Origin of the sequence: Kribbella sp. C-35 (genome assembly GCF_046549195.1) — a bacterium.
Classification (GTDB): domain Bacteria; phylum Actinomycetota; class Actinomycetes; order Propionibacteriales; family Kribbellaceae; genus Kribbella.
In genome coordinates, this window is sequence record NZ_JAJPWG010000006.1 from 431,560 (window position 1) to 446,487 (window position 14,928).

A 14,928-nucleotide genomic window follows, 5' to 3' on the forward strand; every position below is an offset into this window, starting at 1 on the left:
CCGCGGCTAACGGTAGCGACGCGCCTTGTTCTCCGTCTTGGATTCGCCGGGTTGCCATTGGGCGATCCAGGGGCCGGTTCCTTCGGAGGGGTCCACGATGCCGGACTCGAGCCAGGTGTGTTTGCCGTCGAGGACCTGTCGGGCCAGTCGTCGGTCGGTGTCGTCGGTGTTGTTCCACAGTTGCTCGAAGAGGTGGTCGACCCGGAGTCGCGACTGCTCGCAGAAGACCGCTGCCAGTTCGTACGCCGACTCGCCTTGGGCGGCGTCCTGGTCGCGCAGGGTTTCGGCTCGCGAGCAGGATGCGGCAATCGCGAACAGTTCGGCGCCGATGTCCACGATCCTGGCCAGGAAGCCCTGCCGGTATTCGAGTTTCGCCTGCCAGCGCCCCATGCCGTAGAAGGTCTGGCGCGCGAGCTTGCGCGACGCGCGTTCGACGTACCGCAAGTGCTTCGCGAGCGGCCCGAACTCGCGGTACGACCTGGGATCCGATCCCTTACCGACGGCCAACTGGGGCAACCACCGCGCGTAGAACCCGCTCGCGTTGACCGCGGCCTTCGCCTTGGCCTGGAGGTCGGCGTCCGGTGAGGCGAGGTCGCCGGCCGCGGACAGGTGGGCGTCGACCGCCTCCCGGGCGATCAGCAGATGCATGATCTCGGTCGAGCCCTCGAAGATCCGGTTGATCCGCAGATCGCGCAGGATCTGCTCCGCCGGCACCGCCCGTTCGCCCCGGGCCGCCAGCGAGTCGGCGGTCTCGTACCCGCGTCCACCGCGGATCTGCACCAGTTCGTCGGCGATTTGCCAGGCCATCTCGCTGGACCACAGCTTGGCCAGTGCCGCTTCGATCCGGATGTCCTTGGTGCCGGCGTCGGCCAGGTTCGCCGACAGGTCGAGCACTGACTCGAGCGCGAACGTGGTGGCCGCCATGAACGAGATCTTCTCGGCTACGGCCGCGTGGGCGCCGATCGGCCGACCCCACTGGACGCGCTCCGCCGACCACTCGCGCGCGATCTTCAGGCACCATTTGGCCGCCGCCGTGGTAGTCGCCGGGATGGACAGCCGGCCGGTGTTCAGCGTGGTGAGCGCGATCCGCAGGCCGTCGCCCTCCCGACCCAGCCGGTTCTCGACCGGTACCCGGACCTGGTGGAATCGGGTCACGCCGTTCTCGATCCCGCGCAGGCCCATGAAGGCATTGCGATTCTCCACCGTGATTCCCGGCGCGTCGGCCTCGACCACGAATGCGCTGATGCCGCCCCGCCCGCCATCGTGCTTGGGTACGCGTGCCATCACCACGACCAGTTCGGCGATGACGCCGTTCGTCGTCCAGAGCTTCACGCCGTCGAGGAGGTACGCCGTACCGTCGTCGGTCGGGGTCGCGATCGACGCCATCCGGGCCGGATCCGAACCCACATCAGGCTCCGTGAGCAGGAACGCGGTCACCGCACCGGCAGCGCAGCGGGGCAGGAACCGCTGCTTCTGCTCGTCGGTCCCGAACATCTTCACCGGCTCCGGCACACCGATCGACTGATGGGCGGACACCAGCGCGCTCAGGCTCGGATGCACCGACGAGACCAGCATCAGCGCCTTGCCGTAGTACGACATCGGCAGGCCCAGTCCGCCGTACTCGGTGGGGATCTTGATGCCGAAGGTCCCCAGCTCAGCGAGTCCTCGTAGGTACTCGTCCGGGATCTTCGCCTCCCGCTCGATCAGCAGGCCGTCGAGAGTCGCGCAGTACGCCGCCAGCCGGGCGATGAACTCCTCGCCTCGCGCAGCGTCGTCCTCCGCAATGGCGTGCGGTTGCGGGTGGATCAGCGACAAGTCGAAATCGCCGAGGTACAGCCTCTTCGCGAAGCTCGGCCGGGTCCACTCGGTCTCCCGGGCCGCCTCCGCAACCTCTCGGGCCTCACGCTCGCCTACCTGCCGGGTCGTAGCCGTCACGGGTATCCCTCCTCGCCTGGGGACTCCTACTACCGGCTAGTACCCCAAACGAGCTCCGCGGAACTCAGAGACCGACCATCGCCATCCCGGCCGGGTTGTAACGGTCCCCCTGGACGCCGATCCGAGCGGCGAGCGCGTCGAGATCGGCGATCTCGTCGGCCGACAGCGCGACCTGAGTCGCGGCGGTGTTCTCGTCGATCCGGGAGCGGCGGCGCGTGCCGGGGATGGGGACGATCCACGGGTGTTGGGCCAGCAGCCAGGCGAGAGCGATCTGGCCGGGCGTGCAGCCCTTCGGCTCGGCGAGGGCGCGGACGTAGGCGACCAGGGCCTCGTTGGCGGTGAGGTTGCCGGCCTCGAAGCGCGGGACCCGCGACCGGATGTCGTCGGCGGTGAACTCCGTCGACGTACTCACGGTTCCGGTCAGGAAGCCCTTGCCCAGCGGGCTGAACGGCACGAACCCGATCCCGAGCTCAGCGCACGCCGGCAGCACCTCCGGCTCCGGATCCCGCGTCCACAGCGAGTACTCACTCTGGACAGCCGTGACCGGATGTACGGCGTGCGCCCGGCGGATCGTGTCCGCTCCGGCCTCGGAGAGCCCGAAATGCCGCACCTTGCCGGCCTGTACAAGTTCGGCCACCGCCCCGGCGACGTCCTCGATCGGTACGTCGGGGTCCACCCGGTGCTGGTAGAACAGGTCGATCACGTCGATCCCGAGCCGCTGCAACGACTCGTCCGCGACCCGCCGGATCTGCTCGGGACGCGAGTTCGTCCCGGCCATCCGTCCGTCCTGGATGTTCCACCCGAACTTCGTCGCGATCACGACCTGGTCGCGCAGCGGCGCCAGCGCCTCTCCGACCAGTTCCTCGTTGACGTACGGCCCGTACACCTCGGCCGTGTCGAAGAACGTGACGCCCGCGGTCTCCACGGCGTACCGGATCACACCGATCATGTCGTCGCGGTCACCAGGGTTCGGTCCGTAACTCTGCGACATCCCCATGCAGCCGAGACCGACCGCGGAGACCTCGAGGCCTTGACCGAGCGTACGCGTGTACATGATGCCTCCTCAGGCCTCGGGGATTTCGATGCCGCCGAACTCTCGGGTGATGGTCTCCGGCGCCGGGCCGCCGCGGATCCCGGTGTCGAGTGCATCGATCGCCGCGAGCTGGTCGCCGGTGAGTTCGAAGTCGAAGACGGCGAAGTTCTCCGCGATCCGGGATGGGGTGACCGACTTCGGAATCGGCTGCCGCCCCTCCTGCAGGTGCCAGCGCAACATCACTTGCGCAGGCGTACGGCGGTGCGCCGCGGCGGTCTCCAGAATCGTCGGATCCGCCAGCGTCGACCCCTTCGAGCCGCCCCGGTAGAAGGTGATCCCGCCGATCGGCGACCAGGCCTGGTTGAGGATGCCCCGCTCGTTGTCGTAGGCAAGCAGCTCGGACTGCTGGAAGTACGGGTGGATCTCGAGCTGGTTGACCGCGGGCACGACTTCGGTCTCGGCCAGCAACCGCTCCAGGTGCGGCGGCATGAAGTTCGACACTCCGATGGCCCGGACCTTGCCGTCGGCAAGCAACTTCTCCAGGGCCCGGTAGGCGCCGATGGTGCGCTCGAAGTCGCTGGGAACCGCCTGGTGCAGGATCAGCAGGTCGATCTGCTCGACGCCGAGCTTCCCGGCGCTCTTGTCGAACGCATGCAGCGTCTCGTCGTACCCGTAGTCGACGACCCAGATCTTCGTCTCCACGAACACGTCGTCCCGGCCGGAGCGCCGGATCGCCTCGCCCACCTCACGCTCGTTCCCGTACGCCGCCGCGGTGTCCACGTGCCGGTAACCGACATCCAGCGCGGACTCGACTGCCGCGATCGTCTCCTCAGGCGGCGTCTGGAACACACCGAACCCGACGGCCGGCATCTCCACCCCGTTGTTCAACTTGATCGTCGGAACGCTCATGCCGCCACCGTAGGCCCGCACGGCACGCCCAGGGAGTCACTGTCGTTCCAGGTACCGCCAGTGCCTCCCTCACCGCCTTGACGTAACCCGATTTCCATCGTCCCATGAGCCATGGGTGGGCGCGTGGGAGCTTCTTGGACCTCGAGGTCGCTCAGGCTGCGCCTCCCGGCGGATCTGGGCCGCACGGGCGCGGCCATTGTCCTGGTCGGCGCGGCCTACTATCTCGGTGCGCGTCTGGGTCTGAGCCTGTCGCTGGTCGAGCGGAACGTCACGCCGCTGTGGCCGCCGAGCGGCATCGCGCTGGCGGCGTTCCTGGTACTGGGGAGGTCGATGTGGCCGGCTGTCGCTCTTGCAGCTCTGGCTGTCAATCTGCCGATCAGCGCCGGTCCCGTGCCCGCGCTGTTCACCGCCGTGGGCAATACTCTCGCACCGCTGGTCGCGGCGATCGTCCTCGAGCGCGTCGGCTTCCGCCGGCAACTGGACAGCCGGCGTGATGCGCTGGCGATCGTCTTCCTGGGGGCGCTCGCGAGCATGACGATCAGCGCGACCGTCGGCGCCACCACGCTCGTAGCCTCGAAAGCGATCAGCATCGATCAGTTGGCCGGTGCGTGGGCGGTCTGGTGGACCGGCGACGCGATGGGCGTTCTCGCCGTGGCGCCGTTCCTTTTGTGCATCCCTCTGTTCTGGGAGCTCGAGCCGTGGCCCGTCGCGCGCTGGCTCGAGGCCGCGGCAATCCTCGTGCTCACCACGGCGCTCGCGTTGTGGACGGCGACCACCGACCTGGCCCTGTTGTTCCTGGTGCTGCCGTGCCTGGGCTGGGCCTCATGGCGTCTGCACTTGCGCGGAGCTGCACCTGCCGCGCTGATCGCCTCACTGATCGCAACCTGGTCGGCAACACACGAGCTCGGCCCCTTCGCGGGCACGTCGCTGCTGGAGAAGATGTTGACCCTCCAGGCGTTCAACGCCACTGTCGCGCTCACGTCGTTCTTCCTCGCCGCGCTCGTGGCCGAGCGTGTCCGGTTCGCTCGCGCGCTGATGTCCGCCGCTACCAACCTGGAGGAGCGCGTCAAGACTCGCACTGCGCAGCTCACGGCGACCAACGACCGCCTGCGCCGCGAGATCCACCAGCGGTACGAGACCGAGCAGCAGTTGACCCTGGAGGAGGCACGGACCCGGCGCGAGCACCACATCGCGGAAACGCTGCAACGCAGCCTGCTCCCGGAGAGGCTGCCGGACATTCCTGGCGTGGCCGTGGCCGCCCGATACGTTCCAGCGACCGCGGATCTGCATCTCGGCGGCGACTGGTACGACGTGATCCAACTGCGCGGCGGTCTGGTCGGTCTCGTCATCGGTGATGTTGCCGGGCACGGTCTGCAGGCCGCGGCAGCCATGGCACAGCTGAGAATGGCGGTCCGGGCGTACGCCGTACACGATCCCGCACCGGTTGCGGTGATGAACGGCCTGCACGAGCTGGTTCGCGAGCTGCCGATGGCCGAGATGGTGACCTTGCTCTACGTCCTGTACGACCCGGACACCGGCACGATTCGATTCACGAACGCCGGACATCCGCCCGCGCTCGTGATCGACGACGAAGACACGCGGTACCTCGAGGGTGGGCTGGCCCCGCCGCTCGGCGTACTCGCGCAACAGGACTATGCCGAGAAAACTCAACAACTGCGGCCTGGAGCCACTCTGCTGCTCTACACCGACGGGCTGGTCGAGGAGCGCACGCTGTCGATCCAGGACGGTCTCGATCGGCTGCTCGCCGAAGCGTCCGGCAGCGGGCGGGCCGACCTCGACGCGCTCTGCGACCGGATCCTGTCGACGCTCCGGGACGGCGAGGTTGCCGACGACATCGCACTGGTCGCGCTTCGGCCCTTGGTGCTGGCCGGTGCACCGCTGTTCCTCGACGTACGGGCCGATGCGCGCACGCTCTTTCAAGTCCGGCACGCGTTCGGTCGCTGGCTACGCGAGTCAGGTGTCGACGGGCGGCACGCCGGCGAGCTCACGATCGCCTGCGGTGAGGCTTGCAGCAACGTCGTACGACACGCGTACGGCGCCTCATCGGGCGACATGCAGGTCGAGGCGCGACTTGTGGACGGCGCGGTTGAGCTAACCGTGCGCGACCAAGGTCAATGGCGGAGCCCAGCCGACCGCGGCGGCGGCCTGGGCCTGACACTGATCCGCGGACTCACGGACTCGGTGGACGTCGACAGCGGTCCAGACGGTACGACGATCCTGATGCGCCGCAACGTGGTGGAGCCGTGACCGAGTACGCAGTAGTGGATGCTCGAACAAGCAACGGCGTCCATGCTGTGCGGATCTGCGGCGAAGTCGACCTCACCAACGCCACCGACGTACGAGAAGCCATCAGCCGCCTCGCCTCCCCCGACGCGCCCGTCATCATCGTCGACCTGACCGAGACCGGCTACCTCGACAGCTCCGGCATAGCCATGCTCTTCCGCCTAGCCGAACGCCTCACCGAACGCCGCCAGCAACTCCGCATCGTCGTCCCCCCGAACTCCCCACTCCGAACCGCCCTCGACCTGACAAACCTCCCCCAAGCCATCCCAGTCCAACCCACCCTCGAATGACGCAGGTGTCGCTACACAGGCGTGGTGTCTACCGGCGTCGCGGTCGACCGGCGCATCATCCGCTCGTACCAGTTGGTGAACTTGACGTCGTCGCGGACGAGCTCGTCGTAGAGGGCGACGGCCTGGCGGCGCAACGGTTCGAAGTCCCACCGCTCGGCGAGGGCGGCTAGTGGGGCCTCCCGCACGCTCCCGAGCGCGTAGTCGCGACCGAAACCGTACGACAGCGGGACCACAGTCCCATCGGTCTCGAGGACCAACGGAGTCAGCCAGCTCCCCAACGAGGCTCGCGGATCTCGCGGGGCGATCAGGAAGCGTTCGGGGGCGGACCGCAGATCCTTCTGGGTGACGAGGTCGATCTGGACCGGGATGTCGTGAACGACGCTCAGTCGCGTCGCCTCGAAGAACGCGAAGCCGAGCTCGGTCGAGTCCGGCACGGAGGCCTGGAGGTCGGCCCCGGCGCCGTCGGGCTCGAGCGGGTGGACCTGTACGAGGGCAGCGTCATACTCGGCTGCCTGCTCGAACACGAACTCGAGCTCGTGGGCGTTGTGCATCGTGAGTGTCGTGATGAAGGCGAAAACAAGACCCGAGTCACGTACCGCGGGCAGGCGTGAAGACATCTGGCCGAACGCCCGTCGATCACCGCGCATCCAGTTGTGCGTTTCGGGTCGGCCGTCGAGCGAGATGGCAAGGACGTCGACGAGGCCCACGAGCTCGGACAGCCGCCTTTCAGTGAGCAGCAGCCCGTTGGTCGTCACGGCTGTGCGCATGCCCAGGTCGTGCGCGTGCCTCAGCAGTGGCAACAGGTCCCGGAACAGAAGCGGTTCGCCGCCTGACACGGCGAGCACGTCGTACCCGAGGCTGCGAGCGTCGGCCACAGTACGTCGCACAACCTCGAGGTCGGTCGTGTCCGCTACCCAGGGGCCGGACGACGAGTAACAGTGACGGCAGCGAAGGTTGCACCGCCGTGTGGGGTGAACCTGGAGGATCGCACTTGCACCAGTGAGACCCATGACGGTCCGGAGTCAGCGCTTGCCGATATCCAGCTGCACGCTGAAGGCCTCCGGCCAAGGGATCCCCTTCGGGAAAACCTTCACCACGCCTGGAATGCCCGTGGCCCCTCGCTTGCCGAGGATCTCGGTGATCCCTTTGACGATGGTCCCGCAGCGGTCGATGTCGTCGGCATCGACCGTGATGTGTAGGTAGTCCGGCTTGGGGAGGCCCTTGATGAACACGTGACGGAGTTCGAACTCGTCGAGGACAGTGGCCAGTTCCTCGATCATGCCGTCATCGAGCGTGAAGCCCCCGGACTCGTACTGCGCTTTCAGAACCTCAGATCCACGCCGTTCCATGACTTTCCCTCCCCGGGCGAGCCTGAACATCAGGTCTAGTCGAGTATGACCCAGGTCACATTGCCTGGGAAGGTGTCCATCGTCAGGGGTCGACGAGGGGCATCCGGGCGTCGGCGGGGTGAGCCAGGTCCGCGGCGAGGGCCGCGACGCCCGGTTCCCCGGCGAAGAGGCTGTCGCGAACGTCCGGGCGAACCCGGGTGATGACCTCCGCCGCACCTTCGGCGAGCCGACGGCTGGACTCCAGCCATCGCGCCTCGCCGCTGGCCCGGTACAGAGCGAGCAGCGCGTAGGCCTGGCCGCCGAGACCACAGCAGAGGTCGCCGGACATCGTGTCCAGGCCGTGCTCGACCGACGTACCTGCTTGCTCGGCGAGGTGGCGCCACCGGTCGTCGCCGAGCACTCGGTACGCCGCTAGCCAGACGTGCACGAGTCCGGCAAAGCCGTTGCACCAGCTGGCGACGAGTGAGTGAGGTGCACCCGCGTAAGCCCACTGCCTGCGCCGCGTCGCGCCCGCGACTGCACCAGCCAAGGTGTCGAGGCGCTCCACCACTCTCTCGCCCGGGGGAACTCCCGTCACTTCCGCCCACCGAAGAAGGGCGAGCAGCCGGCCCGCGATCCCGTGCGCAACGCCGTACGGGGCATTGGCATCTGCCTCGAGGCCGTCGGCGAGTCGAGCCCCGAGCCCGGCCAGCAGACGGCGTTCCGCGGGAGGGGCATCCCGGAGCGCTGTGCAACACCCAAGCAGCAGGCCCGCGCGTCCGTGCGTGACGTCCGCGCCTACCGAGGGCTCGGACGCTGCGTCGACGAACGCAGCCAATGCCGCCGCCTGCTCCGCCTCGTCGGCGCGCGCCCGCGCGACGGCGAGACGTACGACGTGCACACCGGCGGCGCCGTACAGCAACGAAGGCTTGTCGGCAGCTGCGGCGGCCGCTTCGGTCGCCCAGAGGTCCGCCACGGCCAGCAACTCGGGATCGCCGCGTGACTCCGCGCACCGCAATATCGCCCAGGCTCGTCCCGCCAGGCCATGCATCGCCATCGGATCAGCAACCGACGGCGGGTCGAACCGCGCACGCTGCGGCGCCAAGCGGTCGAGGACAGCCGTCATCAGGCGGTCCGGACCCGACGATCGGGACCTGGGGCCGCTCGTCGGGCGGGCATCGGCTCGCGGCCGCGCCGCCCGGAATGCGTCGAGCAGGGCAGCTGTAGAAGCGTGACGATCTCCGGGGTGCCGCTGCAGCGCGCGGCGGATCACAGGCTCAACTCCTGCGATGCCGGACAGCCGGTCGTCGAAGGACGGTGGCCGGTCGATGATGCGGCGGAGCAACTCGCGAGGGTCGGCCGTGAAGCCGTAGGGATGGTCGCCCACCAGGAGCACGGACGCGAGCACGCCCAACGCGAACTGCTCGCCGGCGATTGTTGGCGCGGGCAACGGCGCGCCCGCCAGTGCCGCCTCGGCGACCTCGGGCTCCGCATAGAGATCGACGCCGGGACGGCTGCCCGCGTGGCCATCCGCGCAGGCGCCGTCGAGCACGGCTGTCCCGAAGTCGAGCACGGTGACGATGCCGGCGTCGTCGACGACGAGGTTGCGGGGATGCACGTCACCGTGGACGACGCCGTGGGCGTGGAGTCGGCAATAGGCATCCAGGACGGCCTCAACGAGGCGGAGCAGGGCGCCTGGCGTTGCATCGGTGCCACGCAGGGCCGCCGCAGCCGTTGCGGCGTCGACGCCCTCGCACCACCGGGTGGCGATCCACGGACGGCCGTCCAGATCGCCGGACGCCACCAGCTCGGGCGCGACGTCTCCCCCAAGCCGGTCGAGGACGCGGGCCTCATGGGCAAGGGCTGTGAGTGCGTTGGTGTCGGCCGCCCGACGCGCGAGCTTGACCGCGACCGGAGTGCCGTCGGCCGCCCGGCCACGGTGCACCTCGACATCGACGAGCACCTGAACCGGCTCGAGCACCTCGATCTGGCCGAGCCGGTCCCCGCGGGCGAGCTCGGAGACGATCGGCGCAGCGAGCGGACTGTCCGCGGGAGCGAGCACGCCCTCGTCGGCGAAGCGCCGTACCATCTGCGCGGCGTCATCAAGGATCGCGCGCGGGTCGAGACCCTCGGTCAGGCTGAGCTCGAGCACCGCGTCGACGATCGTCTTGGGTTGCCGGAACCGCTCCAACAGCGCTGCGGTCCGTGCGTCGACCACGGTCGAGGGGAGCCGTGACCTGGGCCGCGTGACGGCGTAGTCGCCTGCCCCGGCGTCGATCTTCTCTCGGTACGTCGCCGGCAACCTGGACAGGGGCGTGATGAGGGCGTCCGCAGGAAGCACGTACGGGTCGAGATAGCCCATCAGAGCTTCACCGGCGCCCAGCGCACCGTGTCGACACCGTCGAGCCCGAGGCGGTCAAGGGCAAAGGTTGCAGGACCGAGCTCCCCCGCGTCCACGGCGGCATGCAGGTGACGGGCCAACCGGGCAGTCAGCCACTGTCGCCAACTCGCCCCCGACGGACGGTCAACCGCCCACGACAACATGCCGTCCGGCGTCACTGCGGCGGTGAATGGCACACCGTCTGCCGGACACCCTGCGAGCCGCCCGCGCAGGAGAGTGCCGAGCGGCAGGAGATCCTCGAACGCCGAGACGTAGACGACCAGCCGGTCCGGGCGGCAGATGCCGGCAGCATCGGCGCCGACCTTGAAGGCGGCGATGTTCGACGCTCGGGCCAGGGCCGCGACCACGGCGACGGCTTCGGGCAGTGCTTCGGGAACGACACTGACGTAGAGCTTGCCCGCGATCCGGCCCGATGTGCCTACGGCCGCCCAACGCCGCCAGTGCGGTGTGTCGGGGAGCTCATGCCAGTCCCGTTGCAGAGCCGGTCCGCACGACGACTCGACAAAGGCGGTCACCGCGGCAGCGTCCGGGAGCTGACGGCGGAACCGGGCGTCGAGCGGCCGACGGCCGAAGTTGTAGATCCGCCCCGCAAGCGTGGCTTCCGGGAGCGCCACGAGACGCTCGCCGTAGCGCACGGCAGAGCAGGACAACTCAGCGATCCGGCCGCCGCCGGCAGCGTCCGGCTCGTCGAATGTCGGTGATGACTCAGCCGCGGTCAATGCCGGCGGGCAGGTTCCCGCGCTCGGCCTCGTCGAGCTGACCAAGCCGCTCCTCGAGCTGGGCTCGCATCGCCGGGATCTGTCCAGCGTCGAACGCGAACGCCCCCTTTACCAGCAGAGCAGTCGTGAAGAAGTCCAGGCAACTACCGACGACGTTGCTGGCCCAGTCCAGGCACTGGCCCTTGATGATGGGTTCGTCGGCGGCGACGGCCGCCCCCTCATCACCCTCCCACGGAACCTCAATGCGCAACCGTTTCGCCTCGAATGACATGGCCCCCACCGCTTCTCGAGTCGTGCGTTCATTTGAGCGTACGACAGCGAAGTGGTCTGGGACAGATGCAACGGTGTTATCGAGCTTTCGTGCCGAAGACGCGGCGGATCTGCTCGAGGTGTCCGTGGCGGTGCAGGGTGTCCGGCTCCAGGTAGCTGCCCTCGGTCCACTCGTTCCAGGCGTTGATGGTGACCAGCGGAACGTTGGTCTGTTCAACGAATTCCCGGACCTGCTCGAGGGCTCGTCCGAACTGTTCAGGGGACGCGTCCGAGATGATGTTGGTGTGCGGGTATCCGAGCGCCGGGTTGTACCGGTCGGACTGCACAGTCCGCGGCGACGAGTCCCAGCCGACCGTGATGTTCGGGTAGTACGGCTGCTCGTAGTCGGCGGCGTACCGCTTCCACCCGTCGGCGGCCTGCTCGAGCATGTCGGCGTACGGCGTGAGCAGTGTCGGCATCGGGTGGTGATGCACCCAGACGTACGACGTGACGCTGTCGAAGCCGAGGCGGCTGATCAAGCTCGGGCCGTCGAGCGAGACCCCGTCATCCGGAAGCACCTGTCGCTCGCGGGCGACCGCGTTCAGGTGGATGTCCGGGAACCCGGCCCGCGCGGCGCGTTTGCGGAGACCGTCGAGCGCGGCCTTCGCGGCGTCGACACCGCCGAGCCCTTCCACGAGGGTCGCCAGCTCGTAGATCGACAGGTACGGGTCGCCGTCGATCCGGAGGTACGCCGGGTGCCCGAAGTACCGCTCGATGATGTAGTCGGTGGCCGCCTCGAACTGCCCCGCGTCGACGGTGCCGGACTCGAGCTGCGTCGCCGGCGTGGCGGACTTCCACGGGTGGATGTTGCTCCAGTGGTGATTGGCCCACATCAGCGCAAACTTCATGTCGCCGGCCACCGCGTTCGGCATGAACGCCGCCTCCAGCGGACGCTGCAGGTACGGGCGGCCGTCGTACCAGTACCAGTCGAAGAGGAACGCGTCGACGCCGTACTCGGTCGCCATCGCGATCTTGCCCGCCATCACCTCCGGATCCGCCTCGTCCAGGTAGCCGTCGAGCGGCACCCGCGGCTGCAGGTGACCCTCGAACCGGGACTCGGCGCGCTTCACCAGTTCCCACTCGGTCCAGGCCTCGCCGTGCCACTGTTCGTTGCGCGGATCGACGTGGTAGTTGGGAAAGTAGTACGCCGCGATCGTGACGTCGCGTTGGGACACAGGGGTTCACTCCTCGCGCTGTCAGAGCTGCTGGTGATGTGATTTTATTGACGACCGAAGCGCCGCGCCTCCGCACAGATTGAGGGAAAGTAGGACAAAAGTGGCCAGCCGCCCGAAGCGCAGCAAGCCCCGCTACGAGCGCGCCGCGGTCTTCAACCCGGACGGCCTGCCGGTGTGGGCGGACCGGCACCGGCTGCCCGGCGACGTCGCCGCGCACGACCACGACTTCTTCGAGATCGCACTCGTCACGCAGGGCCGCGGGCTGCACATCGCGGCCGACGGCGACCACCCGATCGGTCCCGGCAGCGCCGTCGTCGTACCGCCGAACCAATGGCACGGCTACGCGCGGTGCGAGGACCTGGTGGTGTTCGACTGCTTCGTCGCGCCTGAGCTCATCGACGGCACACTGTCGTTCCTGGACGCCGAGCTCCCGCTGATGCAGACCGTGCACAAGTCGAGCCTGCCGTTGCCGCAACGCATCGAGTTGGGCAAGTACGACGTGAGCTTGGCGATCGCCGAACTGCACAGCATGAGCGACACGACCCCTGCGCGGCGGACGCGGATCGAACTGGTCGGCCACCTGCTGATCTATCTCAACATCCTGAATCGCTGCTGGGCACCGGAACAGGCGATCCATCGCCGGTCGATCGCCCCGCTGCATCCCGCGGTGTCGCGCGCCGCGCAACTGATGGAGGACGATCCCGGCCGGCCGTGGACGCTGGCGCAGCTTGCCACCGCGACGACCACCGAGCGGACCCACCTGGTTCGCCTGTTCCAGCGCGAGCTCGGTTCGCCGCCGATCGCCTACCTCAGCCGCCTGCGGGAGCAGACTGCCGCCAGGCTCCTCGTTCAGACCGACGATCCGGTAGCGCAGATCGGTGCCCGCGTCGGTTGGGAGGACGCCGGGTATTTCGCGCGCCGGTTCAAGACGGCGTACGGCCTCAGCCCATCCGCCTATCGCAACCGCGCCCGCACCGGCGAGGCCCGGTACCACCCGTCCGCACCGGCTCTTCCCGTGAGCGGCGCACGCTTCGGACGGCAGGTCGTCAGCTGAACGGTGCCGTCGGCAACTGTTCCGTGACGTTTTGCGCCCGCTGACCGGGCCATACTGGTTGCTGTGAACCGCTATCTGCTCGACAACCGCAAGCCGGAGGCCGGCGATCGGTTCGTGGCGCTCGCCGAGCTGTTCGCGAACCGACTCCGAACCCAGATCCGCGCCCTGATGGCCGAACGCGGCGCCGATCTCGCATACGGCCGAACGCTGCCCCGACTCCTGCGTGAGTCAAATCTGCAGGGCGTCAGCGCCGAGGCCTACTTCCCCATCGCATCCCCCGCGTGCTCAACCTTGGAGGCAGCCACGGTGCAGCACGTCCGCGACCAGCTGCTGGCCGCAGAACTGGCGACGCCGGAAGAGATCGACACGCACCTCGAAAACCTCACCCGCGGCGACCTAGACCTCATGCTCGCCCCAATGATCACCGCCTGGGCCCGCAAGCCGGACTAGCGGAATGGGCAGACGACCGGACCTCAGCGACCTCGATCTAGGCACGCTTGCAAAGGAGTTGCTCGAAAGCGACCAAGTGGTCCTCTCCCCGGTGCAAACAGAGGGCATTGAGACCCACGCATACCGCGTCGCGAGCAACGGCCGCATCGCTTGCCTTCGCATCAGCCGCTCGACCCGGGCCTTCGCCAAGGACCAATGGGCACACGAGATGCTAGGCGACAGACTGCCAGTACCTCGCATCTGGGAGCTCGGCGTACTCGACAACAACCGTGCGTTCTGCCTCAGCGAATGGATGCCGGGCAAGACCCTGCAAGACCTCACCCCAACGGAGGTCAAACGAGCCTTGCCGGCCGTCTTCGACGCGTGGTCGTCCATCGCCAACTGCAATCTCGACAACATCTCCGGCTACGGCGACTTCGACGCCGAGACCCAGCTCGCCCCTCATGAAACCTGGCAAGAGGTCCTTCAAGCACCCACCCTCAAAGCCACGTCCTGGGACCCAACCTGGACCGCCCCCAGATCCAAACAACTCACAGAACTCTTGGACACCTACAACACACTCATCGCCGACTGCCCCGACAAGCGACAACTAGTCCACGGCGACTGGGGATCCAACAACCTTCTCATCGCCGACGGCCGAGTAACCGCAGTACTCGACTGGGAGAACGCAACCATCGGCGACCCGCTCTACGACGTAGCCACCCGTTTCTGGACAACCTGGCCACCAGTAACCACCTGCATGACCCTCCAAGCCGCACACTCCGACACCCTCTTCGCCAACCAACCCCATTACCACAAACGAGCCCGCTGCTACGACCTACACCGCGGCCTACAAACCATCGAAACCGCCCTAACCACCAACGACCACACACTCGCCAACTGGGCCTTCAACCGCTCCCTCGACCTAGCCCAACAAACGCCATAGTGGAGTAGTCGCGGCGAGCGGTCTGGAGTTGTTCGGTGCTCTTGAGGGCCGGTGCGGTCATGATGGTGCTGTGACCAGCTCGAAGGAGTCGACGAC

General features: G+C 67.9%; 14 protein-coding genes. 5 read left to right on the forward strand and 9 right to left on the reverse strand.

The window, feature by feature from the left end; all coding sequences use genetic code 11:
• Nucleotides 1–6: 6 nt before the first annotated feature.
• The 3 genes from ACLJOO_RS36800 to ACLJOO_RS36810 all read right to left on the reverse strand — a co-directional run bounded on the left by ACLJOO_RS36800 (nucleotide 7) and on the right by ACLJOO_RS36810 (nucleotide 3,877).
• Nucleotides 7–1,935 (reverse strand): acyl-CoA dehydrogenase family protein, encoded by a 1,929-nt coding sequence (locus ACLJOO_RS36800; RefSeq protein ID WP_410792305.1) that lies wholly within the window; start codon nucleotides 1,933–1,935, stop codon nucleotides 7–9.
• Nucleotides 1,936–1,999: 64 nt separating this feature from the next.
• Nucleotides 2,000–2,989 (reverse strand): aldo/keto reductase, encoded by a 990-nt coding sequence (locus ACLJOO_RS36805; protein ID WP_410792306.1) that lies wholly within the window; start codon nucleotides 2,987–2,989, stop codon nucleotides 2,000–2,002.
• Between the two features lie 9 nt (nucleotides 2,990–2,998).
• Complete coding sequence (locus tag ACLJOO_RS36810) at nucleotides 2,999–3,877, reverse strand: aldo/keto reductase (RefSeq protein WP_410792307.1); 879 nt, start codon at nucleotides 3,875–3,877, stop codon at nucleotides 2,999–3,001.
• Nucleotides 3,878–4,000: 123 nt separating this feature from the next.
• Here ACLJOO_RS36810 and ACLJOO_RS36815 point away from each other — a divergent pair, with 123 nt between their 5' ends.
• Nucleotides 4,001–6,145 carry a SpoIIE family protein phosphatase gene (locus ACLJOO_RS36815; RefSeq protein ID WP_410792308.1) on the forward strand — a complete coding sequence of 715 codons (2,145 nt, stop codon included), beginning with the start codon at nucleotides 4,001–4,003 and terminating at the stop codon, nucleotides 6,143–6,145.
• A complete protein-coding gene (locus ACLJOO_RS36820; protein ID WP_410792309.1) occupies nucleotides 6,142–6,471 on the forward strand; it encodes an STAS domain-containing protein in 330 nt (109 codons plus the stop codon). Before ACLJOO_RS36815 ends, ACLJOO_RS36820 begins: the two co-directional genes overlap by 4 nt.
• 11 nt (nucleotides 6,472–6,482) lie before the next feature.
• Here ACLJOO_RS36820 and ACLJOO_RS36825 read toward each other — a convergent pair whose 3' ends face one another.
• From ACLJOO_RS36825 to ACLJOO_RS36850, 6 genes are all read right to left on the reverse strand, one after another.
• Nucleotides 6,483–7,481: a radical SAM protein gene (locus ACLJOO_RS36825; protein ID WP_410792310.1), complete on the reverse strand. Its 999-nt coding sequence runs from the start codon at nucleotides 7,479–7,481 to the stop codon at nucleotides 6,483–6,485.
• Nucleotides 7,482–7,493: 12 nt separating this feature from the next.
• Nucleotides 7,494–7,850 carry a hypothetical protein gene (locus ACLJOO_RS36830; protein WP_410792311.1) on the reverse strand — a complete coding sequence of 119 codons (357 nt, stop codon included), beginning with the start codon at nucleotides 7,848–7,850 and terminating at the stop codon, nucleotides 7,494–7,496.
• A gap of 52 nt (nucleotides 7,851–7,902) precedes the next feature.
• Entirely contained in the window at nucleotides 7,903–10,161 is a 2,259-nt protein-coding gene (locus ACLJOO_RS36835) for a lanthionine synthetase LanC family protein (protein WP_410792312.1), read from the reverse strand.
• Nucleotides 10,161–10,814, reverse strand: coding sequence for a hypothetical protein (locus ACLJOO_RS36840; protein ID WP_410792313.1), 654 nt, complete (start codon nucleotides 10,812–10,814; stop codon nucleotides 10,161–10,163). The genes ACLJOO_RS36835 and ACLJOO_RS36840 overlap by 1 nt, the downstream gene beginning before the upstream one ends.
• Nucleotides 10,815–10,905: 91 nt before the next feature.
• Nucleotides 10,906–11,190 (reverse strand): hypothetical protein, encoded by a 285-nt coding sequence (locus tag ACLJOO_RS36845; RefSeq protein ID WP_410792314.1) that lies wholly within the window; start codon nucleotides 11,188–11,190, stop codon nucleotides 10,906–10,908.
• 76 nt (nucleotides 11,191–11,266) lie between these two features.
• Nucleotides 11,267–12,403: a glycoside hydrolase family 99-like domain-containing protein gene (locus ACLJOO_RS36850; RefSeq protein ID WP_410792315.1), complete on the reverse strand. Its 1,137-nt coding sequence runs from the start codon at nucleotides 12,401–12,403 to the stop codon at nucleotides 11,267–11,269.
• Between the two features lie 100 nt (nucleotides 12,404–12,503).
• On the opposite strand from ACLJOO_RS36850, the gene ACLJOO_RS36855 reads away from it, so the two are divergent.
• From ACLJOO_RS36855 to ACLJOO_RS36865, 3 genes are all read left to right on the forward strand, one after another.
• Nucleotides 12,504–13,457 carry a helix-turn-helix domain-containing protein gene (locus ACLJOO_RS36855; RefSeq protein ID WP_410792316.1) on the forward strand — a complete coding sequence of 318 codons (954 nt, stop codon included), beginning with the start codon at nucleotides 12,504–12,506 and terminating at the stop codon, nucleotides 13,455–13,457.
• Between the two features lie 63 nt (nucleotides 13,458–13,520).
• A complete protein-coding gene (locus tag ACLJOO_RS36860; protein ID WP_410792317.1) occupies nucleotides 13,521–13,907 on the forward strand; it encodes a hypothetical protein in 387 nt (128 codons plus the stop codon).
• Between the two features lie 4 nt (nucleotides 13,908–13,911).
• The gene (locus ACLJOO_RS36865) at nucleotides 13,912–14,832 is read left to right on the forward strand and encodes a phosphotransferase family protein (RefSeq protein WP_410792318.1); all 921 of its coding nucleotides are present in this window, start codon (nucleotides 13,912–13,914) and stop codon (nucleotides 14,830–14,832) included.
• The last annotated feature ends 96 nt before the right edge of the window (nucleotides 14,833–14,928 follow it).